At 52.7% G+C, this 24,751-nt stretch carries 15 protein-coding genes; 11 read left to right on the forward strand and 4 right to left on the reverse strand.

The window, feature by feature from the left end; all coding sequences use genetic code 11:
* The first annotated feature begins 163 nt into the window (after positions 1-163).
* The 11 genes from ACWFUC_RS04870 to ACWFUC_RS04920 all read left to right on the forward strand — a co-directional run bounded on the left by ACWFUC_RS04870 (position 164) and on the right by ACWFUC_RS04920 (position 13,988).
* A complete protein-coding gene (locus tag ACWFUC_RS04870; RefSeq protein WP_034330301.1) occupies positions 164-481 on the forward strand; it encodes a hypothetical protein in 318 nt (105 codons plus the stop codon).
* 219 nt (positions 482-700) lie between these two features.
* The gene (locus ACWFUC_RS04875; protein WP_489624252.1) at positions 701-1,468 is read left to right on the forward strand and encodes a class II glutamine amidotransferase; all 768 of its coding nucleotides are present in this window, start codon (positions 701-703) and stop codon (positions 1,466-1,468) included.
* A gap of 397 nt (positions 1,469-1,865) precedes the next feature.
* Positions 1,866-3,266, forward strand: coding sequence for a chromosomal replication initiator protein DnaA (dnaA, locus tag ACWFUC_RS04880; protein WP_039782909.1), 1,401 nt, complete (start codon positions 1,866-1,868; stop codon positions 3,264-3,266).
* 47 nt (positions 3,267-3,313) lie between these two features.
* Positions 3,314-3,811, forward strand: a complete 498-nt coding sequence (locus ACWFUC_RS04885) for a hypothetical protein (protein ID WP_489637457.1) — start codon at positions 3,314-3,316, stop codon at positions 3,809-3,811.
* A 136-nt stretch (positions 3,812-3,947) separates the two neighbouring features.
* On the forward strand, positions 3,948-5,054 hold the full coding sequence (gene dnaN, locus ACWFUC_RS04890; RefSeq protein WP_039782907.1) for a DNA polymerase III subunit beta: 1,107 nt from the start codon (positions 3,948-3,950) through the stop codon (positions 5,052-5,054).
* Between the two features lie 136 nt (positions 5,055-5,190).
* Complete coding sequence (gene gyrB / locus ACWFUC_RS04895) at positions 5,191-7,689, forward strand: DNA topoisomerase (ATP-hydrolyzing) subunit B (protein WP_489624254.1); 2,499 nt, start codon at positions 5,191-5,193, stop codon at positions 7,687-7,689.
* 290 nt (positions 7,690-7,979) lie between these two features.
* Positions 7,980-8,327 (forward strand): helix-turn-helix domain-containing protein, encoded by a 348-nt coding sequence (locus tag ACWFUC_RS04900; RefSeq protein WP_489637458.1) that lies wholly within the window; start codon positions 7,980-7,982, stop codon positions 8,325-8,327.
* 223 nt (positions 8,328-8,550) lie between these two features.
* Entirely contained in the window at positions 8,551-9,267 is a 717-nt protein-coding gene (locus ACWFUC_RS04905; protein ID WP_489637459.1) for a TnsA endonuclease N-terminal domain-containing protein, read from the forward strand.
* Positions 9,248-11,218 carry a Mu transposase C-terminal domain-containing protein gene (locus ACWFUC_RS04910; protein WP_489637460.1) on the forward strand — a complete coding sequence of 657 codons (1,971 nt, stop codon included), beginning with the start codon at positions 9,248-9,250 and terminating at the stop codon, positions 11,216-11,218. Before ACWFUC_RS04905 ends, ACWFUC_RS04910 begins: the two co-directional genes overlap by 20 nt.
* Positions 11,215-12,177 carry a TniB family NTP-binding protein gene (locus tag ACWFUC_RS04915; protein ID WP_489637461.1) on the forward strand — a complete coding sequence of 321 codons (963 nt, stop codon included), beginning with the start codon at positions 11,215-11,217 and terminating at the stop codon, positions 12,175-12,177. Before ACWFUC_RS04910 ends, ACWFUC_RS04915 begins: the two co-directional genes overlap by 4 nt.
* Positions 12,174-13,988 carry a helix-turn-helix domain-containing protein gene (locus tag ACWFUC_RS04920; RefSeq protein ID WP_489637462.1) on the forward strand — a complete coding sequence of 605 codons (1,815 nt, stop codon included), beginning with the start codon at positions 12,174-12,176 and terminating at the stop codon, positions 13,986-13,988. The genes ACWFUC_RS04915 and ACWFUC_RS04920 overlap by 4 nt, the downstream gene beginning before the upstream one ends.
* A gap of 715 nt (positions 13,989-14,703) precedes the next feature.
* Here the strand turns inward: ACWFUC_RS04920 and ACWFUC_RS04925 are convergent.
* From ACWFUC_RS04925 to ACWFUC_RS04940, 4 genes are read right to left on the reverse strand one after another with little or no spacing between them, the layout of a single operon-like run.
* Positions 14,704-20,223: a DEAD/DEAH box helicase gene (locus ACWFUC_RS04925; protein WP_489637463.1), complete on the reverse strand. Its 5,520-nt coding sequence runs from the start codon at positions 20,221-20,223 to the stop codon at positions 14,704-14,706.
* Positions 20,216-21,274: a hypothetical protein gene (locus ACWFUC_RS04930; RefSeq protein WP_489637464.1), complete on the reverse strand. Its 1,059-nt coding sequence runs from the start codon at positions 21,272-21,274 to the stop codon at positions 20,216-20,218. The genes ACWFUC_RS04925 and ACWFUC_RS04930 overlap by 8 nt, the downstream gene beginning before the upstream one ends.
* Positions 21,264-23,123 carry a hypothetical protein gene (locus tag ACWFUC_RS04935; RefSeq protein WP_489637465.1) on the reverse strand — a complete coding sequence of 620 codons (1,860 nt, stop codon included), beginning with the start codon at positions 23,121-23,123 and terminating at the stop codon, positions 21,264-21,266. Before ACWFUC_RS04935 ends, ACWFUC_RS04930 begins: the two co-directional genes overlap by 11 nt.
* A gap of 15 nt (positions 23,124-23,138) precedes the next feature.
* Positions 23,139-24,731, reverse strand: a complete 1,593-nt coding sequence (locus ACWFUC_RS04940) for a competence protein CoiA family protein (protein ID WP_489637466.1) — start codon at positions 24,729-24,731, stop codon at positions 23,139-23,141.
* Between the last annotated feature and the right edge of the window lie 20 nt (positions 24,732-24,751).

Raw genomic sequence — 24,751 nt, forward strand, 5'->3', positions numbered from 1 at the left:
AGAGTTTTGCATGCTGAAAGCCCTTTATTCACAAACGCTATAACTGATATGAGAACTCTAAAGTAGTCATACAGGGTCCGAACCATCATACTGCGACGCAACAACAGTGAACTTGAACGCCGCGCAGTCGTGTCGCGGCCTGATTATCAGAGGTAGAAATATCATGTCCTTCCTGAACCTGGCCTTTCCCGCAGAAGCAGCCCTGCCCTTCGCGCAGTCCTTCTTTGGTTTGATCGCGGCTTATGTCCGTCCGGCGCTGGGTCTGGGGGCACTGGTGACCTTGGTGATGGTGTTCAAGCCGCTGATCCTGGGACTGGCACAAGCCGCCGTGCTGCTGGTCAAGCCGCGCAAGTCGCTGGAGCAACGCATCCTGGCGCACAAGTTCAGCGGCAAGATGATGCTGAACCGCATGGCCAATGAATACAGCCTGTCCCAACCGAGTTTTGCCGCCGAACTGCGCAACATGGCCGCGCGTGACTGATCCAGTCCCCGCCTGACCATAGTTCGAGGCCCACCGGCTTCTGGTCGTGTAGTAGAGTTTTGTAGGTCGTACTGTGTCTCCTCCTCCCTCTTTAGGAAGGATTAGCCCCGCCAGCGCAAGCTCGCGGGGCTTTTTTTTGTCCACAGCCCGCGTCATGGCCGGCGGCAATCGTGATAACTTGTTCATCTGACTATCATCACAGCCTCACCGCAAGACATCATGTGCCAGCTTCTCGGAATGAACTGCAACACCCCCACCGATATCGTCTTCAGCTTCACCGGCTTTGCCACCCGTGGCGGGCTGACCGATCATCATCGCGATGGCTGGGGGATCGCCTTCTTCGAGGGCTCCGGGGTGCGCACCTTCGTGGATCACCAGGCCGCCGTGGAGTCGCCGGTGGCCGAGCTGATCAAGCGCTATCCGATCAAGTCGCAGCACGTCATCGCCCATATCCGCAAGGCCACGCAAGGCCGCGTCACGCTGGCCAACTGCCATCCCTTCGTGCGCGAGCTCTGGGGCCGCTATTGGGTGTTTGCCCACAATGGTGACCTGAAAAGCTTCACCCCCACGCTGGACGGGCCTTTCCGGCCGGTCGGTACCACCGATAGTGAACTGGCCTTCTGCTTCATCCTGCAGGAGATGCGCAAGCGCTTCGGTGACACCCTGCCCTTGCTGGCCGACCTGCGCGTGGCGCTGCGCGAGATCGTCGACGGCATCGCCAGCCATGGCACCTTCAACATGCTGCTCTCGGATGGCTCGGCGCTTTATACCCACTGCTCCACGAATCTCTATTACATCGTCCGCCAGCATCCCTTTGCCAAGGCCAAGCTGTCGGACGAGGATCTTTCGGTCGACTTTTCCGAAGTCACCACCACCAATGACCGGGTGGCCGTGATCGTCACCCAGCCGCTGACCGACAATGAAGTCTGGACCCAATATCAGACTGGTGAAATGAAGGTCTTTGTCGATGGTGCCGTGGTCGACTGAGGCCGGCCTTTTTGTTTTATCCACAGCCGGTTTTTTCCTTCAGTTCATATTGCCCACAGGGGAAATCGGGGACAGGATCCGTCCCGATTTCCGGTTTTGCACAGGCTGTTACAAAAAACATCGTCCCCAAGGATGAGCTTGTCTTGTCCACAAGCGGGCTACTCTGTCCCCCTATCACCCGCCCCTCAAGCGCCTTTGCGTGAACGTCACGAAGATGGCTGCTGCGCAGCCTGTGGATAGATGAAGCTTTTCAGGGTTTTTTGACGGTTCGCCTGTGGATAACTTAAGTTTACCGGAGTAAAATGCGTCCCTCGTTTCGCGCCCGGACGACTTCGTCCACAGGCCCGTCCTTTGGATGCGGCAGTCGGGCGCCGCAATCATCCGACAAGAAAGCTTCATGGAAAACTTCTGGCAGGCCTGCTCCCACAAACTTGAGCAGGAGCTGACGCCTCAGCAATACAGCGCCTGGATCAAGCCGCTGGTCCCGCTCGACTTCGAGGACGGGCTGCTGCGCATCGCCGCGCCCAACCGCTTCAAGCTGGACTGGGTCAAGACGCAGTTCGCCAACCGCATCACTGCGCTGGCCTGCGAGTTCTGGGACGCGCCCACCGAAGTGCAGTTCGTGCTGGACCCGCGCGGCAACCAGGGCCGCCGCCCGGCCGCCAATGCGCAAGCCAATGGCGGTGGCGCCAGCGGCCTGGGTTTGCCCAACCACGAGCAGCTGCACCTGGATCCGGAACCGGCCCAGCCGGTGCGCGCGGTTGCCCCGCGCCAGGAACAGTCGCGCATCAACCCGGTGCTGACCTTCGACAACCTGGTGACCGGTAAGGCCAACCAGCTGGCGCGCGCGGCCGCGACCCAGGTGGCCAACAACCCTGGCACGTCCTACAACCCGCTGTTCCTGTACGGCGGCGTGGGTCTGGGTAAAACCCACATCATCCATGCCATCGGCAACCAGGTGCTTGTGGATAACCCGGGCGCCAAGATCCGCTACATCCACGCCGAGCAATACGTGCGTGACGTGGTGACGGCCTACCAGCGCAAGGGCTTTGACGACTTCAAGCGTTATTACCACTCGCTGGACCTGCTGCTGATCGACGATATTCAATTCTTCGGCGGCAAGAGCCGCACTCAGGAAGAATTCTTCTACGCCTTCGAAGCCCTGATCGCGGCCAAGAAGCAGATCATCATCACCAGTGATACCTATCCCAAGGAAATCAGCGGCATGGATGACCGCCTGATCTCCCGCTTCGACTCCGGCCTGACGGTAGCCATCGAGCCGCCCGAGCTGGAGATGCGGGTGGCGATTTTGATGAAGAAAGCTTCCGCAGAAGACGTGGTGCTGTCCGACGACGTCGCCTTCTTCGTGGCCAAGCACCTGCGTTCCAACGTGCGCGAGCTCGAAGGCGCGCTGCGCAAGATCCTGGCCTACTCCCGCTTCCACGGCAAGGACATCACCATCGACGTGGTCAAGGAAGCCCTGAAAGACCTGCTCTCGGTGCAGAACCGCCAGATCTCGGTGGAAAACATCCAGAAGACCGTGGCCGATTTCTTCAACATCAAGGTCGCGGACATGTATTCCAAGAAGCGCCCGGCCAACATCGCCCGGCCGCGCCAGATTGCCATGTACCTGGCCAAGGAGCTGACCCAGAAGAGCCTGCCGGAAATCGGCGACCTCTTCGGCGGGCGCGACCACACCACGGTGCTGCACGCGGTGCGCAAGATCGCCGCCGACCGCGCCAAGAGCCCGGAATGCAATCACGAGCTGCACGTGCTGGAACAGACCCTGAAGGGTTGATCCGCTTGCCACCGCACAGGCGCGAAAACGCCTGTGGATAAATCGACATGCCGCCCGCTTCCAGCGTGAACCGGGCGGCATTTCTTTTCCACAGGGCAGCGCGGCAAAACGATGATGAATTTCACCAAAATCGCCTGTGGATAATTGCAAAAAGCCGCCTTCGGCGGCATATGAAAGAAAAGACAACACGGCCTGTTGCCCATCCTTTTTTCCCTTCCAACGCCCTCGCCTGCCCCCTGCCGCACTACTCTGAAGAGGGGATGATTGGTACAATGGAAGGCGTTACTTCGCAGGCGGACGCAAGGGCCGGCCATGGAGCAGGAAATCCGCGAAGTATCACGGAAACATCGAATAAAACCCCGGGAAGTTCCGGCAAAAGTATTCAAATGTTCCAAACGTATAGCCAAGTGGTTCTGGCTGCCCGGGTTTGTCAGGCGCAGATGGACAATGCCGGGTCGCTGTATCACCAGCTCTTCGGGAACGGGTATCGGACCGGCAGCGGCCGGTCATGCACTAGCAGGAGCGTTGCGTATTTCGGGAAGTGAGTTCAGCAGTGCGCGGGCAGGTTGCACTGCAGGCAGCAGCTGTTTTTCACCAGAGGAGGAACACGCGCGACATGGGCATGACTGAACGCCGGCCAACGGCGCCCTTTAAACCACTATTAGCAAGGACAAACTGACTATGCAATTGGTTAAAACCCAACGAGACACGCTCCTGCGTCCTCTGCAGATCGTGAGTGGTATTGTCGAGCGTCGGCACACATTGCCGATTCTGGCCAATATTCTCATTCGCAAGGACGGCGAGAAGGTGTCTTTCCTGTCCACCGACATCGAAGTGCAGATCACCACGCACGCCGACGTCGGTTCGGGTAGCGAGTCCACGGCCACCACGGTCGCGGCCCGCAAGCTGCTCGACATCCTGCGCGCCCTGCCGGATTCCGGCGAAGTGTCGGTCTCCCTCTCCAACAAGCGTCTGACCGTGCAATCGGGCAAGTCCCGCTTCGCCCTGCAGACCCTGGCCGCCGAAGAATTCCCGACGGTCGCTCAAGCCGAGCACTACAACGCCCAAGTCAACCTGCCGCAGAAGACCCTGAAGCACCTGTTCAACATGGTTCACTTCGCCATGGCCCAGCAGGACATCCGTTACTACCTGAACGGGCTGCTGCTGGTGGTGGAAGGCAAGAACGTCATTGCGGTCGCCACCGACGGCCACCGCCTGGCCTTCTGCCAGGTCGAGACCGAGCAGGACTTCCCGCGCCAGGAAGTCATCATCCCGCGCAAGACCATCATCGAGCTGCAACGCCTGCTCGACGACAGCGATGACGAAGTCCAGCTGCAGATCGCCAACAACCAGGTCAAGCTGACCTTTGCCGACATCGAGCTGATTTCCAAGCTGGTCGAAGGCAAGTTCCCCGACTACACCCGCGTGGTGCCCAAGGGCTACAAGAACAGCTTCACCATCAGCCGCGACCAGCTGCTGCGCTCGCTGCAACGCGCGGCCATCATGACCAGCGACAAGTTCAAGGGCGTACGCTGGGTGATCGCCCCTGGCAGCCTGAAGATCAGCTCCACCAATGCCGACCAGGAAGAAGCGGTCGAAGAACTGGAAATCGACTACGGCGGCGACACCGTCGACATCGGTTTCAACGTCAGCTATCTGCTGGACGTGCTCAACAACCTCAAGAACGACTACGTCAACATCGCCCTGGGCGATGCCAACTCGTCGGCCCTGATCACCATCCCTGACAACGCCGACTTCAAGTACGTCGTCATGCCGATGCGGATCTGAGCAAACCCGCTCCACGCGCACGAGGGGCCGTCCCAGACGGCCCCTCGGTTGCTTTTAAGAATTCCAAAGATTCATCCCCAGAATTCCGTTTTTTGCAGCTCCCTAGTCGTTTGGCTAGCATTTTCAGAAGGTAACCATGTCCTCCAGCCCCGCAGACAACACCAATTCCGCGCAACAAAGCTATGGCGCTTCTTCCATCCAGATCCTGGAAGGCCTGGAGGCGGTGCGCAAGCGTCCCGGCATGTACATTGGCGACACCTCTGACGGCACCGGCCTGCACCACCTGGTGTTCGAAGTGCTGGACAACTCGATCGACGAAGCCCTGGCCGGCTATTGCAGCGAGATTCACGTCACCATCCACGCCGACAACTCCATCTCGATCACCGACAACGGCCGCGGCATCCCCACGGGCCTCAAGATGGACGACAAGCACGAACCCAAGCGCTCGGCGGCCGAAATCGTGATGACCGAACTGCACGCCGGCGGCAAGTTCGACCAAAACTCTTACAAGGTCTCCGGCGGCCTGCACGGCGTGGGCGTGTCCTGCGTGAATGCCCTGTCGAAGAAGCTGAAGCTGACCATCCGCCGCGACGGCCGGGTCCACGCGATGGAATTCGCCAAGGGCATCGTGCAGAACCGCGAACTGGAGATGGTGGATGGCGTGCAGGTGTCGCCGATCAAGGTCGTGGGTGAATCCGACAAGCGCGGCACCGAAGTCCATTTCTGGGCCGACGAAGAAATCTTCACCCACGTCGAATTCCACTACGAGATCCTGGCCAAGCGTATCCGTGAACTGTCCTTCCTGAACAATGGCGTTCATATCAAGCTGACCGACCAGCGTACCGGCAAGGAAGAGGACTTCGCCTTCGAAGGCGGCACGCGCGGCTTCGTGGAATACATCAACAAGAACAAGAGCATCCTCAACCCGACCATCTTCCAGGCTACCGGCGAGAAGCAATCCGACCAGGGCACGCTGGTGTCGGTGGACGTGTCGATGCAATGGAACGATGCCTTCAACGAGCAGGTGCTCTGCTTCACCAACAACATCCCGCAGCGTGACGGCGGTACTCACCTGACCGGCTTGCGTGCGGCCATGACCCGCGTCATCAACAAGTACATCGAAGAAAACGATCTTGCCAAGAAGGCCAAGGTCGAGATCTCCGGCGACGACATGCGCGAAGGCCTGACCTGCGTGCTGTCGGTGAAGGTACCGGAACCGAAGTTCAGCTCGCAGACCAAGGACAAGCTGGTCTCCAGCGAAGTGCGCGGCCCGGTGGAAGAAATCGTCGCCAAGACCCTGACCGACTTCCTGGCCGAGAAGCCGAACGATGCCAAGATCATCTGCGGCAAGATCGTCGAAGCCGCGCGCGCCCGCGAGGCTGCGCGCAAGGCACGCGAACTGACGCGCCGCAAGGGTGTGATGGATGGTTTGGGTTTGTCTTCCAAGCTGGCTGATTGCCAGGAACGCGACCCGGCCCTGTGCGAGCTGTACATCGTCGAGGGTGACTCCGCAGGCGGCTCGGCCAAGCAAGGGCGTGATCGCAAGTTCCAGGCGATCCTGCCGCTGCGCGGCAAGGTGCTGAACGTGGAGAAGGCGCGCTTCGAGAAGATGCTTTCTTCCGAGCAGATCACGACGCTCATCGCCACCCTGGGCACCAGCATCGGTGCTGACGAATTCAATCCGGACAAGCTGCGTTACCACCGCATCATCATCATGACCGATGCGGACGTTGACGGCGCCCACATCCGCACGCTGCTGCTGACGCTCTTCTATCGCCAGATGCCGGCGCTGGTCGAACGCGGCCACATCTACATCGCCCAGCCGCCGCTGTACAAGGTCAAGGCGGGCAAGGACGAGCGCTACCTGAAGGACGACTTCGAGGAAGCGCAGTACATGATGCAGATCGCCCTGAACGATGCCGAGATCAAGCCTTCTGAAGGTGCTGCGCCGATCAGCGGCGAGGCGCTGGTGGAACTGGCACGCCAGTACAACACGGCCAACGCGATCATCATGCGCCTGTCGCGCGCCATCGATGAATCGGCGCTGAACGCCATCATGACCGGCGGCGTGGCCCTGAAGATGGACAACATCGAGCAGGCCACCGCCACTGCGGAAGAACTGAAGAAGGCCATCAACGACATCAACATCGACGTGCAGGCGCGCGTGGATGAGCATAGCGAGAAGGTGGCGCTGCATATCCATCGCCGCCAGCATGGCAACATCAAGGCGACGGTGATCGATGCGGACTTCGTGAGCGGGCCGGATTACCAGCAGCTGTCGACGGCGGCCGAGACCTTCAAGGGACTCATCGGCAAGGGCGCCATCGTGGCGCGCGGCCAGGGCGAGAAGCGCAAGGAATCGGTCATCACCGAATTCCGCCAGGCCATGTCGTGGCTGCGTGATGAGGCCGAGCGCGGCGTGAACAAGCAGCGTTACAAAGGTCTTGGTGAGATGAATCCTGAGCAGCTGTGGGAAACCACCATGGATCCGACCGTGCGCCGTTTGCTGAAGGTGCAGATCGAGGATGCGATTGCTGCGGATCAGATCTTCATGACCTTGATGGGCGATGATGTGGAGCCGCGTCGGGCGTTTATTGAATCGAATGCGTTGCAGGCGGGGAATATTGACGTTTGATCAGTCAGCTCAGGTGTAGGGAGTCACAGTAAGTGAAAAAATCGTCACTCCCGTGAAAACGAATAGTCATAGTAAATGAAAAAAGAGAGCCGATATGGCTCTCTTTTTTTTGTCATGCGATCTTGCGTCTCAAATATAACGCCTTGATGCGAGGTAGCTAACTGGTTCGGTTTAGCCAAAAGATAGGCTAACGAAAGTCAATTAAGTATTTGATTTTGTTCAGTTTTGTTCCTATTTTCACGTTGTTTTCTCGCGTAAAATCAAGCTCTCTCATATCTCTTGGATTGGCCGTGACACCTCTGGGATTGGTCCTAAATGATCTACGCAGAAATCGGCGTATGCACCAAAAACAGCTAGCGAGTTTGCTCAATTTGGATCAGTCCTATTTGAGCGGGCTTGAGAGTGGTCGCAAAGGATCGCCGCCGGCTACCTTGGTCCAGAAGGTGAAGACGGCGCTCAGCTTAAATGAAGAAGAAGCGGCATCGTTGCAACGAGCCGCAGATCGGTCACGTCGGAAAATCGAAATTCCGATGAGTGCAGAACCAGATGAATATGACCTGGTGCATACGCTTGTTGAGCATATCGGTCAGCTCAAGCCAGCTCAGGTGCGGGCCATTCAAGAAATCTTGAAGTTCTGAACACTGCTCAATGATGAAGGAGATCAGAATGTAAAAAAACAAAACGGGACAAAGCTTTTACACCTTGCCCCGTTCGCGGAAGTAACTGACGTTACACCCATTAGCCATGTCAGTATCGTCAACTCTTCCCGACCGGTCAAGCCCCCCAAAATCTAGACTACAAACTAGCGCTCCTAGTTTGGCGTGATTTCACGTCCATTCCTAGCAGCGCGAAGGGATAGACATGTCCAAAAAACCGCAAATCGCGGTCGCTCCCGAGCGGCCGCGCTGCACCGTCACGCCTGCTGAAGTTGCACGTGGCGCGCGCGCTAGGCAGCCGACTAAAAACTTCTCCGGATTATTCAGAGGAAAGTCGCCTTCTTTAAAAAACGAGCGAATGGTTCACTGGGAGAGTCTGCTCGAGCGTGACGCAATCCTTCTCTTTGAATTCTCTCCTGGAATTACCGGCTTCAGAGAGCAGCCGCCGTCGTTCTGGTACTTCCACTCTGGTCGGATGAGGCGATACACGGCCGACTTCGAAGTGACATTCCGGGGTGGATGTACGAAGTTAATTGAGGTCAAACCTTGGGAAAAATTGCAGAACCCCGAGGAGCAAAAGCGATTAGAGATCATCCGGTTGCAATTGCTATCCCAGGGAGCCCAACTCCTGATTCTCGACGACCGCCAAATTCGACGGAAGCCGCTGTCTGAAAATTTGAAGCAGCTCAATAGCAATCGCACTCCACGGCTTTCATCTGAAGAGGCACAGGCGTATCTGAGATGTTTGTCTCAGATAGAAGATTTGACCTTTGGAAATGCAAAAAAGCTACTAGGTGAACGCGCGATCTGGCAGCTACTGGATCTCGGGGAAATCGAATTGGACTTGGTCCAAGTCATTTCCGAGGATACGCCGATTACTACGAAAAATGAGGAGCTGCCAAATGCAACAATTTACTTTTAACGTAGGTGTGCAATTCCATTTAGATGGACAGCTTCATGGAATCGTACGGATTGTCGATCAAGATCGCTTGCTTGTGGAAAGGGAGGATGGTTCTTCGTATTTCGATACGAAAGATGCGCTGCTAAAACTGTATGTTGATCGTCGTCTGGTCTTTGTTGAAAGACACAAAACTGCCGCGACTCAAGAGATATCTTCAATGAGAGCACTTTGTACTTTTCCAGAGACTGTACAAGCTGAAGCGATTCGTCGAAAAAAATATCTCGACTTTGTGGAGCAATTTGGGGCAATCCCTTCCACTCCATCCGTCCTCAAGCCGCTGATTTCACTTTGCGCTGAGCAGATCAACGATCCAAAACCTCCTAGCACCATCACAGTGTATCGGTGGAGGCGTCAGCTGATATCAGCGCGACGCGAATCAAGATCTTTGATAAGTAAACATCATCTTCGTGGCACAGCAGGTAGCCGCCTAAATCCGGAAGTACAGGTTCTCGTCCAGGAAGCAATCGAACAGGTGTATCTGACCGAGCAACGAAATTCGATAGAGGAAGCATTTTCCCATCTCGCCCACTTGGTTGCAGCTGCAAACAGGCTTCGTGAAATGAAAAATAAGCTCAGTCTGCCGAGTCGCTCAACCTTTACTCGAGCCGTTAGAAGCTTGGATAAATATGAGACCACGGTCTCCAGACATGGTTTGGCCAACGCGAACATGCGATTTCGCACCACGGGCAAGGGCCCGCAAGCCAGCAGAATTCTGGAGAGAGTAGAGATCGACCACACGCCACTCGATCTGTTTGTGATCTGTGACAAGAATCATCTACCGATGGGCCGGCCTACCCTGACTGTCGCCATCGATAAGTTCTCAAGGATGGTATTAGGCGTTCATATTGGATTTGATGGACCATCGATAGAAGCGGTATTCGCTTGTCTGCGCCATGCGATTTTACCCAAGGCCGATTTGAAATCAGATCATCCTGATATCGACAATACTTGGCCATGCTATGGGGCGATAACAGAGCTTGTTTGCGACAATGGTTTGGAATTCCACTCTTTAGAACTGGAAAGGCTGGCCTTTGAGACGGGAATGACTTTGACGTTCTGCCCGCGGCGTGCGCCGTATTACAAAGGAGCTATAGAGCGATTTCTGAAGACAATCAACTACAAGTTTGCACATGGAATGCCTGGCACGAGCTTCGCCAGATGGTTTCACCGTGAAGACTACGACTCTCAAGCTCAAGCGGTCATCCCTCTAAATATCCTGCGGTCGATCCTATACCGCTGGATTGTAGATGTCTACGCTCAGTCATTACACAGAGGGATAGCAACCACGCCATACAAGAAATGGATGAGAGGTGTCGAGTTGTTCGCTCCAACACTACCAATCTCTCCTCAACGGCTCGATATTGCTCTTGGCCGCACGGTAGAGCGTACGCTGTCTCGCGCTGGTGTGGAATTACATAACTTGCGCTATAACTCCGATGAGTTATTGAGAGTTCGCCGCCAGATGGGACCTACTGCGCGCGTCGAAGTACGTTACTACAGCGGAGACATTTCCTATGTTCACGTCATCGATCCGATCACTAAGGAAGCGATTCCAGTGCCAGCATTGGACGGTGACTACGTCGAACACTTATCGCTCCAGCAGCACCGCATGATATGTAAGCATGTGCGAAAGGTGGAAAACGAGAGCGTCAACATTGCCTCGATAACGAAAGCAAAAGCAGAAATTCGACAAATTGTCTTTGATCTGCAGAACAGCAAGCGGCAACGGGAGCGCCAACGTGGCCATCAAATCGGGATTCCGTCTTTGCCAAGACAGGTTGCTACCCAGCTCCCCAGTGAAAGCAGAGGTATCGAAGATCCCTTGGCCAGTGCCGCATCCGTCAAATCTTTAGGGCGTCTCAAAACATCTTCCGTATTGATGTCGAAAATGCCGCCGGGAAAGAAAAAATGAGCTCCGACGTCATTGAAGATATTCAATCTTTTGAATCAATCGTGGTTCATCACGCTGGCTTCGTCGAGGCAGTGAGCCATCTTCACCTGACACTCAAAATGTCTGCCGCAGGTGCTAGTCCCAAGCATTCACTCCTGCTTGGTGAGTCAGGCACCGGTAAAACATGGGTAGCGAAGCATTTGCAGTCCTTGTATCCGGCAGGCGTGGATGGTGATCACCTTCTTCGCCCTATTGTCTGTGTGCAGACTCCCGCATCGCCATCTATCAAATCCCTGGCCGAAAGTCTGCTGGTTGCTCTACAAGATCCAATCCCAGATCGCGGCACCACCACTGCCAAGCGGGCCCGAGCGCTTCATTTGGCTAAGTGTTCGAAAGTAAGAATGATCATATTCGATGAGTTTCAGCATTTTATCGACAACGGGCATAGCAATTCGCTTCAGTCAGTGGCCGACTGGTTGAAGGGCTTTATCGATGAATGCGAAATCCCATGCGTCCTCATGGGGCTTCCGCGGAGTGCACAGATTTTAAGAATCAATGAGCAACTACGTCGTCGGTTCTCGACACACCTTCAGTTACTTCCCTTCTCGATAAATTCTGCTCTTGCATTTGAAGAGTTTCAGATGGTCCTTAATGAGTTCGATTTAGCTTTGCCGCCTTCGCTTCGATGTGGATATGCGGAACCGGATATCGCGAAGCGAATATTTTTTGCTTCGAATGGACTTATAGCCAATGTTCGCAAATTAGTTCTCGGCGTCTATGAGCTGAAAATGCTGGATGATCGCCAAGATCCAAGTATCAATCTACTGAAGCGTGTCTTCACTCGCGATATATGGAGGGAAGCACCGACAGCGCTCAATCCGTTTTCCGAGGGCTGCACACTTCGCTTACTGAATAAGGCCGGCGAGCCTTTTGAGATATCAGCTCCTAAAACTAGAGCGTCCATAGGGAGGCGGTCGTGAAGAGATTATTTCCTTATCAGCCGTCCCTTGGAGAGGGAGAGAGCGTTAGAAGCTATCTTCACAGACTCGCTGAGGGCAACAACTACGACAGCATACGCATGCTCTCAGCGGTTCCAGGCTTTGCTAGCTTCTACCATCAGGTAGCGGGAGGAAAGGATATTGGAATTCAACCAGCGTGGCTTAAGAGACTATTAGGTAGCGACGCATTTCATCGCCTGGCTTCGGCAATGCCTAGGCACAAGAACGTCACGGAAGCCCGGTACTGTCCAGAATGTCTGCGCAGTGACGGATACTGGCGTACTGAATGGGAATATCTTTATTGCACAGTCTGCCGTATTCATGAGACCGAGCTGAGATCAAATTGCGAAGACTGCGGTGAGCAAATCGACTGGGCCCGTAAAAAATTAATGCGCTGCGACTGCGATGCCGAATTGGAATCGCAACCTAGCGTTTTTGCTGACATAAAGGAGCTTACGCTGTGGCGCGAGCTGATTGCTCTTGGCTGCGGAGAACCGGAGCTAAATCTACTCCCCCTTCGGGCCGTCACCGGTTCAGACAATTTCGATGATGCATGCTACTTTATAAGAGGTTTTGGGCGACACTACATAAAAAAATATGAGCCAAGCAGGAGAAATCCCCAATTTCCGGATCTGCAGCAATGTCGATTTCATCTCTTGCGAACGGCAGAAATTCTCTATGACTGGCCCGCCAATTACAGAAATTTCTTGTTGGATTTTGCAGACCTGAAGACCGCTGAACCAAAATCCTATGTTCGGTCACCTGCCGTGAAGAGTTTTCTCAAATCAATTACGGCAAGGCCGAGATCGCAAGCCTCTTTAGAGACTGTGAATTTTTTTTCTAAGCATGAGCCGATAGTATGGGACAAGCGGCACTACGGTTCAGGGAATCTACCTCCATCAGTGAAACCGCAAAAGTATCTGCACATCACCTCCTTTGCCAAGCAGATGCACGTGTCGAATAAGACGATTGGGAATTTAATTCGCTGCGGTAAATTACATTCTGCTGAGCGTCCTAGAGGAAATCGCAAATTCGTTCTCATACCGTCGTTTCAGCTAGAGCGGGCTCGTTGGGTGTTGGCTGATAGGATCAGTGAAAAGGAGGCTGGCAGAGTCTTAGGTATTTCAGTGAATAGACTGAGGCAATTGAATGAAGCAAAGTTGCTCTCCAGTGGGAGGCGATCCCAAGGAATTGCAAAGCAATTTAGCTATAAAAATATCAGCAAATTTCTTGCGAGATTCAAGACCGTTTCAAGTGAGCAGTGTAGCGATGCTAGATCTTTAAAGGATATAAACAAATATATCGCTGCCTCGGATCAGGAGTTCATCGCAATTGTTGAAGCGATGCTTGAACGCACGCTGAATATAGTTGGCCATGAACCATCTTTGGGACTATTAGGTGGCATTCATTTGTCCCAGAGATCTCTCGAGGAGTGGCGAGAAAAGCGACGAAGACGTATTCTCACTGTCGACGAAGTAGCTCGACGTCTGGGGTTAAAGCAGGAAGTTACCTATCAACTTGTGCACAGAGGATTTATCAAAAGCCGTACGGAAAAAATAGGAAGAAGACTGGGCCGCGTTATCTTTGAGGAGGACATTCAGGAGTTTTCCTTGAAGTACATATCTGCCGTCGAAATGGCAGAAACCTATGGGACATCACCAAGGTCCCTCGTTCAGAAGCTGTTTAAGCGGATGATACATCCTGAGACTGGGCCTAAAATTGACGGTGGCCGGCAGTATTTTTACTTGCGTGCATACGTGGAAAATAACAAGTATCTAAAAAATTTAGGATGATGAATCAGGTCAATATCCTTTGACTTCATTATTCTTATCGGTCACAACAATCAATTGGCCAAGAGAAAATATTCTTTCCAACGCCTCTAATAGCAGCTTGGGGCATATGCGAGAGCAGACATACTGAATGATGCTGAAGATTAAGTACCAACGAGAAAGTAACCTGATGCAAAATCGGAACACTATAATTCCATGAATCCACTACGTGAGCGCATTCGAGAAGAACGAGAAATTTTCCGCATGATGGGGCCACGCGCATTCCGGCAGAGACGAGTCGTTGCGAAGAAAGATTTACGTCCGCTCCGGGCCGTAATTCGACGATCAATGCCTCTGAAGCCAAATCCTAAGTGGGGCGTCATGCCTAGCATCCATAGGGCGGAGTAGTTGCTTTTGCGCCTATATACGAGATTTTTCGTCATTTCGGTTGGTTCAGCTGATTAATAAGACGGCACGCGAAGGCCTTGAGTGGCCACGGAGTAATAGGCGCTGTCCCACTTTAGAGCCGATGACGAGATTACCTAGGGCCCCAGAGGGACAATTGCGTGGAATAGTCCGAACTTCTAGCGAGCCGTCCAACAAGAGCGCTCTCAAAACTGCGCTGACTCTGCTTTCACCAGCATATGAAAGGTCGAGTCAGAGCAGCTTTCAATTCAGGCAAACATTTTTCACTCAGTCCATATCGAGTTCTACGGGCTACGCCAGCTAAAAACCTTATCTAAGAAAACCTCGCTCGAATGGAGCTATGAATTTGGGGAAGATTCGCTCGAAGTTCCAGTTCATTGACCAGCAGCACGTCTGCGCCTCCTTCAATGTTTGACGAGACAAAGGCAGGTCTCAGAAGGCAGGGATAAGGAAACACTTGGAGCTGCTTTTGACTTCTGCGTGCAACCAAGGTCACAGTTCCCTGCAGGGAAATAAAGTCAGTCTCCATTCCGTCCAGATGGAGCATCTCTGCCAGTGGCCGTAGGCGACGTTCCTGAGGCTCGGTCAAACCTAGAGTTGGAATCTCCCCGTGAAGAGCGTAACGTAACAATGATGCTCCCAAGCGACGGTCTAATTGATGCTTTAGGTGCTGGTTATAGAAATGGTCCAGACAGTCCGTGCAAGATGCGTCGCAAGAACAGCCTTCGAGTATCCCAAGTGCAGCGATAACTATTTCGTCAAAATATTTCGCCGCTAACTCAGCATAGCCGGCCCCGCCTGACAAGGTATCGTAAAGATAGATATCTAAGCACACGACGCCCTCATCGTTTGGAGGAAGAATGCGATGGCCCGCGCCAAATTCTGATGCGTCCAGATCTAGTTGTTTATGTCGACTTGCTGCTAAGCGCAATGCCTCCGAGATCGAATGTGCTGCGGCCTCCAGAGTACGAACTGTGCCTACAGAGGTCACATCTGTAATTAGAGGCTCGCGCACTGGAATGCGTGCGATCGCCATGTCTGTTTGAAAATCAAACCACAGGAAGACATCTTCAAAATGTCCATCGCAGAGCCTTGGTGCGTCATATGAACGTTTGAAGTATGGTCGCTCATGACCACCAGCGCGGGGCACGGTAGAGTCGCTATTTACTGACGCTGCGCCACACTTTTTGCAAACCGAGAAGCCCTTGAATTCATTCTTCTCTTTCGCACCTTTGTTCAACGTCACTAGTCTGCACTCAGTCGCATACGTCTTGCCGAGATTGACTCCCGCTGAGGAAAAGACCAGCTTATCTCCTCCAATCGGCTGCGGGAACTGAGCTAACGTGGCATAGGTAATATCCTGCTCGCGGTCGTCTTCAGGTAGTGCTCTTCCATTCTCAGGTCCAAATACTTCAGGCCGAATCACTTGCCGTCGACGCAACTCGCTCGTGCAGACCGGGCAGTGGGCGGAAGGAGAGCTTATTACATTCGGATCTCGTACATATGAGCAAACGTCACACATCACCAATGCAGTCACTTTTCTATTGCAAAACAACTGTTCAGCACGATTTAGTTCCTTCGGCGAAGTATTGGCGAATACTCCACCCGAGCGATATGTCTTCTTGTTAATTACGACCAAACGACCTGGTGCATACTCACTCAACGCCTGATTGGTGGATTGCTGAGGCATTTGCTCGAGCCGCACCTCCGACCCTTTTCCCTTCTTGGAGGGTACGATCGTCTCTACGAGGAAACTGCACAAGCTGGTGGGGAATGCGTACGATGGCAACAATGCGTGGAAAAACAAGAACTCGAGGAGATCTTCTTTATCAAAATTCGCCGCAGTATTCTTTTCGTCGCTATCGTCAGCATCTTCAACATTTTCCTCTTCGTTGTCGTTGTCGCTGTCGGAAGGAGGCGGAACTGTTTTCTTTAGCTCATTTAATCGATTGATGAGGTCTTGAGCTACCTGCTCAACCCACTTAGGAATTGAGACGTCGATTTTTAGGTCATTGGGTAACCAACTGGCGATTTGATCGCGAACTGTATTTGGCACAGCGAATATTCTTTCCTCCAACCACCCGATGAAATCGTCCATGTTTGGCTGCCCACTCCCTCCGTAGAAGAATGGCCGAGTGGCGCCAAGAGCTTTCTGCAACATCGCAGTGTGTTGGCCAGCAGCTCCGATTTTGTGCTCTTGGAAAAAAGTTTGGAAGAAGAATGAATGCACGTGACGTCGCGCAATCTTCGGATTATCAGCTTTTAGTTCTGGGCTACGTGGGCTTCCGCTCACAATATAAGCGGGGTTCAAGAAATAGTGGCTATCGTGGGGGCCGTTTTGCGAATAAGTTACAACCGACGAGACGGCGCTTCCCCGTCGCCCAGCGCGCCCCGCTCGCTGTTGATAGTTCTCTCGTTGCGGCGGCATGTTCCTTAACGCGACAGCAACTAACGACCCAATATCGATCCCAACCTCCATTGTGGTTGTGCAGCTCAGGACATCAATAGGCCTGTCTCCTTCACCAATCAATACATCCTGAAATCGCAGCTCATGTCTTTCTGTCGTTGAATGCACGACTTTTCGATCACGATTTGACAGCTGAGCAGTATGCTCTTCCGCGTACAAGTTCAAGATTTCACTGTCGTCTTTAAGCGCGTCTGCGACGGGAGCACGCCAGTATTCCTTCCGCGCCTGAAGATATTGGTCTACTTTGGGATCAAGTTTCTTAACACTTGTACTGCCGCAATTCAGGCAACGTTCGCGGAATGTGAACGGTTTGAGCGCTGTGCACGAGGTGCATTGATACCAATGCTGCTCCAGGTCGACCTGAAGCTTGAGCGCATTTGGCCGAAGGAAGAATGTACCTGTAGACACTGCCATTGTGGTGCGGAAGGCAGTTTCAATTGCGTCTAGCGTCTCTTTTGATAGGTTGAGGTCATGTTGAACACGCGATTTAAATATTATGGGCAGGGATGCTTTCGAGCCCCAACTTTGCTTCCAAAACCCATACGCTTTTGATCGAAGTCTCCAGTCAATCTCCGGGTCAAAGGAAAATTCGCTTAGCATTTCGTCGATCCACCCAATCGCGAGTGCCCGTATTTCCTCCTTGGAGAACTTGCCACCCAACTGCTGATTGAGCTTGGCTGACGCTGTACTAGATGGTTCGACAAATCCCACTGTTGTACCCGAGAGGGAATAGTAGTTGCTGCAAAGGAGCTTAAGAAGCGCTAGTCGATATCTCATGGGAGGCTGTCCAGGGTCCTCATAGTTGGCTAATCCCTGAGCTAAGGTAACGCAGTCACTTTTGAACGACATAACATGGGCATCGATGGTCGGTGCATCCAAGTCGAACATCGAAAGGTTATGCTTTTCTAGGACCGACAAGAAAGCGAGATAAAGCACTTTGTCAGTGGGTTTTGGCTCAGCGGGTATCTCTTCAAGCGCACGTACCGCCGCCGCGATGGTCTGCCGGAAGACATCGAGCTCCATATCACGGGGCAAGTCGCGAGCGAGGCGGGCCGCTTTTTGTCGGCCGTCCGAAAAAATGAGGGTCTTTCTACCACCGTTGGGAAAACGACGATCCTTCTTCTTTGTTGCGAGTTGGTTGAAGAGTTGGGCTCGGATTAGTGCGGAGAATGGTGCTTCCCCCTTTGTCACGTGATCCATAATGCTCGACTCTTCTCGCTTTGCCTGAATAGTCCGCCTCGAGCAAACAGGGCATCTATCAAAGGTGAGCTCTTTATCCACGGTTAGGATTTTTTTGGGGATATACACGACACGATAACCCTCCTTGTCCGCAGGCTCCGAGACTGCAAGGCGTCCCGTGGAAATGTGGAGCCATCGTTCAGACCAGTTCGAATTCCCCGGGCTTGGCCTCTCTACCAACATCTCGATGGGAAATAATTCGCGTTGTTGAGTATCTACGGAAACAATATCTGGTTCATGCCAGACAAAATCGCATTTCATATCTACCCATCCAAACAAAAACGCAGCACCACAGTCGCGATGGGTGCGAAGTTCAAACACGCGTCCGGCAGCGGTACATGTGCAAGACATGGTGGATTTCGTATGCAGTCGTCCAAGCGTGGTTGGATTTTCAGATTGCGAGTGACGGGTATCACAAATCGGGTTTACACATGCATAAAGGCCGGGTATTCCTCGAAAAAATAGGTGTAATCGTGTCGGCATCAGGACGCGCCCGGTGCCGCGTTCTTTAGCTAAGGTACAAAGTGAAAGAAGTGCGTCAAGAGCCCGAGAAGCTTCCAACTCAGGAGCACCGTGAAAAACTTCTCCGCGAAGCTCCTCAAGCATCTTTGCTTCTCCCATAACCGTTGAGATGACAAGTTCCGCAGGACCAAAACCCGTCAAATTTTCATAAAGGTATGCAGGAACGTCGTCACCCGACGATGGCAGCTCGTGCCATCCAACACGCTTGGCGAATGTGCTTATCTCATCAAGTATCGATACGGCGTTAGTTGTAAAAGAGCCAATCTTAAATAGATCAACTGACGCCAGCGCATTCGTTTCCTTAGCAGTAGCTGAACGGCCCGGCATCCGATTTTCCCGCCGTCCAGTAATGACTTCAAACGAACGCTTGGCGGTGGGCGGAGTTCCAGTTAGATCGGCTGCAAATTCCTTTACCGCTTGCTTCGCTTCCTCCCCTTTTCCCAGACTCGCGCTGGTAAGAATGCATCGAACCCTGTCGCGAGTAATACCAAGCCGCGCGATCAAACGACGTATTAGCATCGCAACCTCAGCACCACTTGCCCCGCGATACATGTGGGCTTCGTCTAAGACCAGGATGAGCTGATTTCTTTCGTCTGCTGCTAGCCAGTTCGCTGTCTCATCGAAGAGTGATGTTTCGATGGGACGAAGTAGCATGTATTCAAGCATTGAGTAGTTGGTAACTAAGATATCAGGGCACTTTTTTTGCATTTCGTCCCGAGTCATCAACTCCCTGTCGCCTGGTTGCGTGATCAAGCGATATTCCCAATTCCCGCGAATGTATTTCTGCCCTTGCTTCTTGCCTTTACTATAGGTTTTCTCTTCAACTGCGCTAGCGTTATAGAAAGCAATCAAATCCTTGCTCGGCCAGCGCCCCATTGCTACCAACTGAGACTTCAGCTCTGGATTCTGCTCGGCCGGTATATAGAAATCCTCAAAAAGCGGCGCAATTTGCGTCTGATCTCGACTATTTGATCGAGTATTGGGATACGGAGTACGGCCGGTATAGCTACCAAAACGAACAGGTCGACCGCGCCCCGCGCTTACAATTTGGTTTACGGATTCACTTCCGAGTAATCGACGAATACGGGCCATCTGGTCGTTGACCAAGGCGTTCATGGGATAGAGTAGGATAGCGCGGCAACCGAACATATCTCGCGATTCTGGGCGCTGAGATGACTCAAGGACGAGCTCTCCCAAGATGGGCATCAAGAAGCTCTCTGTCTTGCCCGAGCCTGTACCGGTAGCCACAACCAAGTCGCTTGCTTTGGATCCGTGAAAGGCCTCCAAAGCTTCAGCTTGGTGGTAATAGGGGCGAGGATGAATACCCGCTCGCTTATCTACAATTGCAATCTTTTCCAATGCTTCACGGACTTCGATTGGAATGGCAAGCTTCTTATACGGCTCGGCCAATTCGTAAACCGGCGTGGCCTCCACATAGGGTAATTGGGCGATTGATTTAGGTTGTGTTAGTAACGCATTCCGTTCTGCAATTAGACTTTCATCACGGATGTGGTATTGCGCCTCAATATATTTGTGAAGTGCGCGATTTAACGCACGCGCTGTACCGTGAACACCGAAGTCCTCGATAACAATATTGCTATTCATGATTTCTCCTCATGCTGGGAACTTCACTCAATTGAAAACCAAGGGCAGTTGTTGCTGCTTCAATGAGTGGCAGTGCGAATTGCGGGAAGTAATAGTGATAAGGCCAGCCAGACCGGGATTCGCTTTTGATAAACCAACCCAATGAAAGAAACTGGGCTTCCGGTTTGGGAAGTGGATGTCCAATGTCTAATTGAAGTAGCCCGTTGTTTTTCACAAATTCGAGCCTTTGAGGAACGTCATCCATTGACCATATGCTACGAAGACGTTGTGCATCGTTGTAATCAATATCAGCAAACTTATCGACGATCCGTTTTCCATCCACTGAGATACAGCTCGCCAAGCCATAGAAATATTTAAGCAGCGAGTTTGTCCTAAAGCGAACAAATAAAAGCTTTCCTGTGACTCGGATGTTCGCAAGTGGCCGGAAAAATCCATCTTCGAACGCCTCTACATATTCAAGATCGACGGCTGGGGTCATTCGTCGCGCTGCGTCTTTCAGATAAGCGTCGCGCCATGCGAATGGAGGGGTATCGGTGCTGGAGAGCCAGCTCTCGGCAGTTTGCTTAGGCAGGCTCTCGAGGAACTGTGTATTTCTCGAGCTAGGTGTGACTACCCGTGCGCGACCACAAATCTGCAATTCGGTCCGTATTTCGGTGGGCAGTAACTGTGAAGGCCCTCCTCCTATCATAAGAAAAATACCGAGACCCGCTGGAATCAACCTACACGGTGCCAAGCTCACGCCGAACTCGTCATCATCGACCAAATCCTTTAGTTCGATGAGTAGACTAAGTTCTCGTTCGACGAGGTCCTTTGGACCGTCGCCATACCCCAAGGCTGGCAGAAGAGGAGCAACTTTTTGACAAACAGTGCGAACGACCTTCAGTTTCGAAACGAAGGAACTATCCAGTGAATCGGCCGTAAGGAGATAGACGACGGAACGAATTTGCTCGCAGACTAGTGAGATCAATGTCGCTTGGGCAATTCCCTGGAATCGAAACTCTCTCGCTAAGTAATCGTGCGCGGCGTCAGCTGCGATTGCTTCAATCTTCATCGGCAGACTCCATGACGGCTACGAGGATTTCCAATTTTGGAGGAGAATCTTTCAGAATCCGTCGGATCTCTTTTTGTACGACGTCGTAATTTGCGCCGTCTCTAAGCAATGCCGGTACTAACCATGCGGATAACAAAAGTTCGACGCAAACACTGTCGTCGAGGTTTGGGATCAAACAAAGTGAGGTGTATCCTCGTGAAAGAATTGGCAGCAGCCAAGTATTAAGAGATCGTTTTTTTCCAACGATGGTTTGGCTAAGTTCCCAGACCTCTTGCGCATCTTCAGGGGGCTTGAAAAGCGCTTGCCAACCGGGTCCTCTGAGGGCTCCGATACGAACCTTGCCCCATCTGGGCATTTCCCATGACAGCAAATCGCTGTCTATTGTCGGCCCCAATGCCGCCATACTCTCACTGGCGTCCAATGCCGATGGGCCTTGGCACGTAGTTGCAATTATTGGATGGTATGCGAACGGGTCACTACGTCCAGTCTGTCTACGCAAGATACTTTCTCTAATCACTCCGCCGTAGACTTCAAACGCTGAGCGATTCGCGCCACGAAGTAGCAACGCAGGATATGTGGCTTCTCCGGTCATGGCGTCGCAACAAGCGGAGACTAACTCACCATCACACAAACCAAGGGGGATTTCGCATTCGATATAGCCGTCCCCGAAAAGGCCGGTATGCACCGAATCGGCGAGCAAGTCCGCTAGCGACCCCACGAAAGTACACAGCTGTCCCGCCACCAAGCCAGCAGTAACAATGCGTGCAATTGCTTCGGCATCTGACTTAGCAACACCCACTGAGCAAAAATTGGCGGAAAGTTGCTGCGTTACTTCCGCGACGCTATTGAGTGCGCGAACTTGTCCCTTGTTGATCGGAGCTACTCGTCTAATTGCGCCGGACCAAAAAGAGCGAATGGTGGCACTTGTAGTGAGCATCGCTGCCCCCTCAGGGGGCCTTGTTAGTTCCAGCGCTGCCAAACGAGCGTCGAGAGAATTAGTCCGCAGAAGCTCTTCATCAATTACGCCGCGCAAGTTTGCGTCCTCCCTGCGCATTTCGACAAGTGCCTTTTCCATTGTAGTAGCACTCATCGAGAGGCGGCTCGCGGCAGTTTCAAGAGCCCCAATACGTTCGTGGAGTTCGATTTCGCGCCCGCTAGATAAATTAATTCGTGAGTTGATTGCCTCTACCGCCTCCTCAGATGCTTTGCGTATGGAGCCAATACGTTCCTCAATTGAGGTGATCTTATTTACGAGAAGGTCTTCTTTGGGCGAAGGTTGTTCCCTTCTTTCAAGTTTCGATATCCGAGCATGCATTTCCTCGACACGCAGCCCTATATTTTCAACCTGATGTGGTAGTTCGGCGATGAGACGCCGACTTTTTAACTCATCGCGCCCTGGGCGCGACGAGATAAAGTTTGAACTTGCTTCATCATCAGGAAGGTACGAAAACAGCGCAAGTTTTTCCAGATCTTCGCGAGCACAGTGAAGCTCACCAACTTGCCCAATGACGAATTCCGCTAATTCGCGCTGAGTACTTCCTTCAAACTTATCAAGCTCGATCGCAAAGAGGTTTTTAGCCCAGAAAAGCCACGCGGCCGTGAACGCTTTCCAGTAAATGTCATGCTCTTTGAATCGATTATCGGCCACATGGCTAATTGCTTGTGCAAAGACCTTTGCGCGCTCTTTTAATTCAAAAGACGAGCCTTTTCTAAATCCGTGTGGCCTTGGAAGTCCTGCAAGGACTTTTGATCGCAATGATGATGGAATCTCCTCGAGAAATCCCGCAATAGCCGACGTTCCCAATTTTCCAATGCGTCTCCGCGCATGTTCCGTGTAAACGATTTGCATGAAACTGGCCCGTTGTTATTTGTGGTTCGGTAGGAAAGAGTTTAGTTCTCGCGAAAGAGCCGTATAGTGCGCTAGCGAATTTCCATTCGGCAACGACCTACGAAATACACATGCCAATTCAACGTCAGTAAGCGAATCGAGGGCCGGCAGGCGGCATGGCTTATGCGGTAGCTGAAAAATGTAACTAAGGATCTTCGCGCGGAGTCGTCTCGGCAACTCAGCAACTTCCGAAGCTCGAACACTCTTCGCAAGGAAGACGTATCCGTAGGAACCGAAGTCGAGTTGAACGTCCAAGTCGGACCGAATGGTTGCTAAAAGCTGGTCGGGGATCTGCTTGGCCTCAAGTATCTCGGCCTTTTCTTGTATCCAGATTCCATGAATACGCTTGCGTACGATCAATCTACATCGCTTAGGGCCCGCAGCCTCCACGAGCTCTATTACTCCGCTGCGGACTTGCTGAAGGAAGTTCGAACAATGATTGTCCAGTGCCGAAATCCACTTCTTCATTCCGTCGCTGTGAGTGAACGCAAATCGAATACCTTCGCAACGCCAGGAAGGTGCAGAACGATTCAGTGTCACACGTAGCTCCGCATTACTAGAACCACGTGCCACAATCTTGAACTCATCAACTTGGCCGGGTTGAATCTTTAGTAGCGCTTTGTTTGGCTCCATGACGCGAACGCCGTTTTCGTCTTTAGCCTTCAAGAAGATATCCACCGTAGTACCGGCGAATGAGTCTAGTGCATAGAGATATTCGGGATGGAAATAAGCCTCCTGTAATCGCGCTCCCTTTCCTAAACTCAAAGGAGGCCAGACCGAGACTATATTAGGGAGCTGCTCCTTGACTTCGAGCCCCAGAAAATCTTCAAACCACCGAATCTCATCAGACGTCGGTCGGGGAGGTACGTTAATCTTTGCCCCTCGCCAGTTACGATCTGAGGCTAGTAGGATGACATCAAGGCTGTCGGGTATAGAAGCTGAATGCGTGTCGTGCCAGACGACCGCATACTCTTGTCCGCAGCGAATTTCGCTTGATCGCCGAATAAGTTGTCTTTTCCTGTCAAGAGGGCCAAATGCAGTACCACCTTCTCGTAGACCATTGCAGTCACTCACCAACCGCGAGTCCAGAATGCCAAACTTAGGGTGTACATTTTCGATGCGATACGGTTGATGTGATGGTGCTGCAATCAGTAAGACGTTTGCCTGTTGATTTAGAGTGAGGTCGACGCGTTCCGTACGATCGCCAAGGAGCGCGGTAAACTCGCCGTTAGTGACGCCGTGCGTAGGTACGGACAGAACCAATCCCCAACCAGGCTCGTAGGGGGAGTCCTCTAAACGCATTGCGAGTGCAACTGCGCCGGAATGAGAGGCGAGTGAAAGATGTTCTTCGCTTGGAGATTGGATCGAGATGCCATTACCAGGGATGCTGACGTAAAGTTCACAGCTTTTGTTTCCGTACCCAGGGTAATGTGAGAAATGGGCAATGCGGAGGTCGCCACGGCATAAAAAAACCGGGCCGAGACAAGCCGGGCAAATGTAATCGTCGTCTGTCGCTTGTTCGGCCAGCACAAGCTTCTGTCCACCAAATCGCCGGAGTGCCTCTCTCATCGGATTCGCCTATTAGAAGT

It is taken from the genome of Herbaspirillum sp. Her4 (assembly GCF_057961335.1).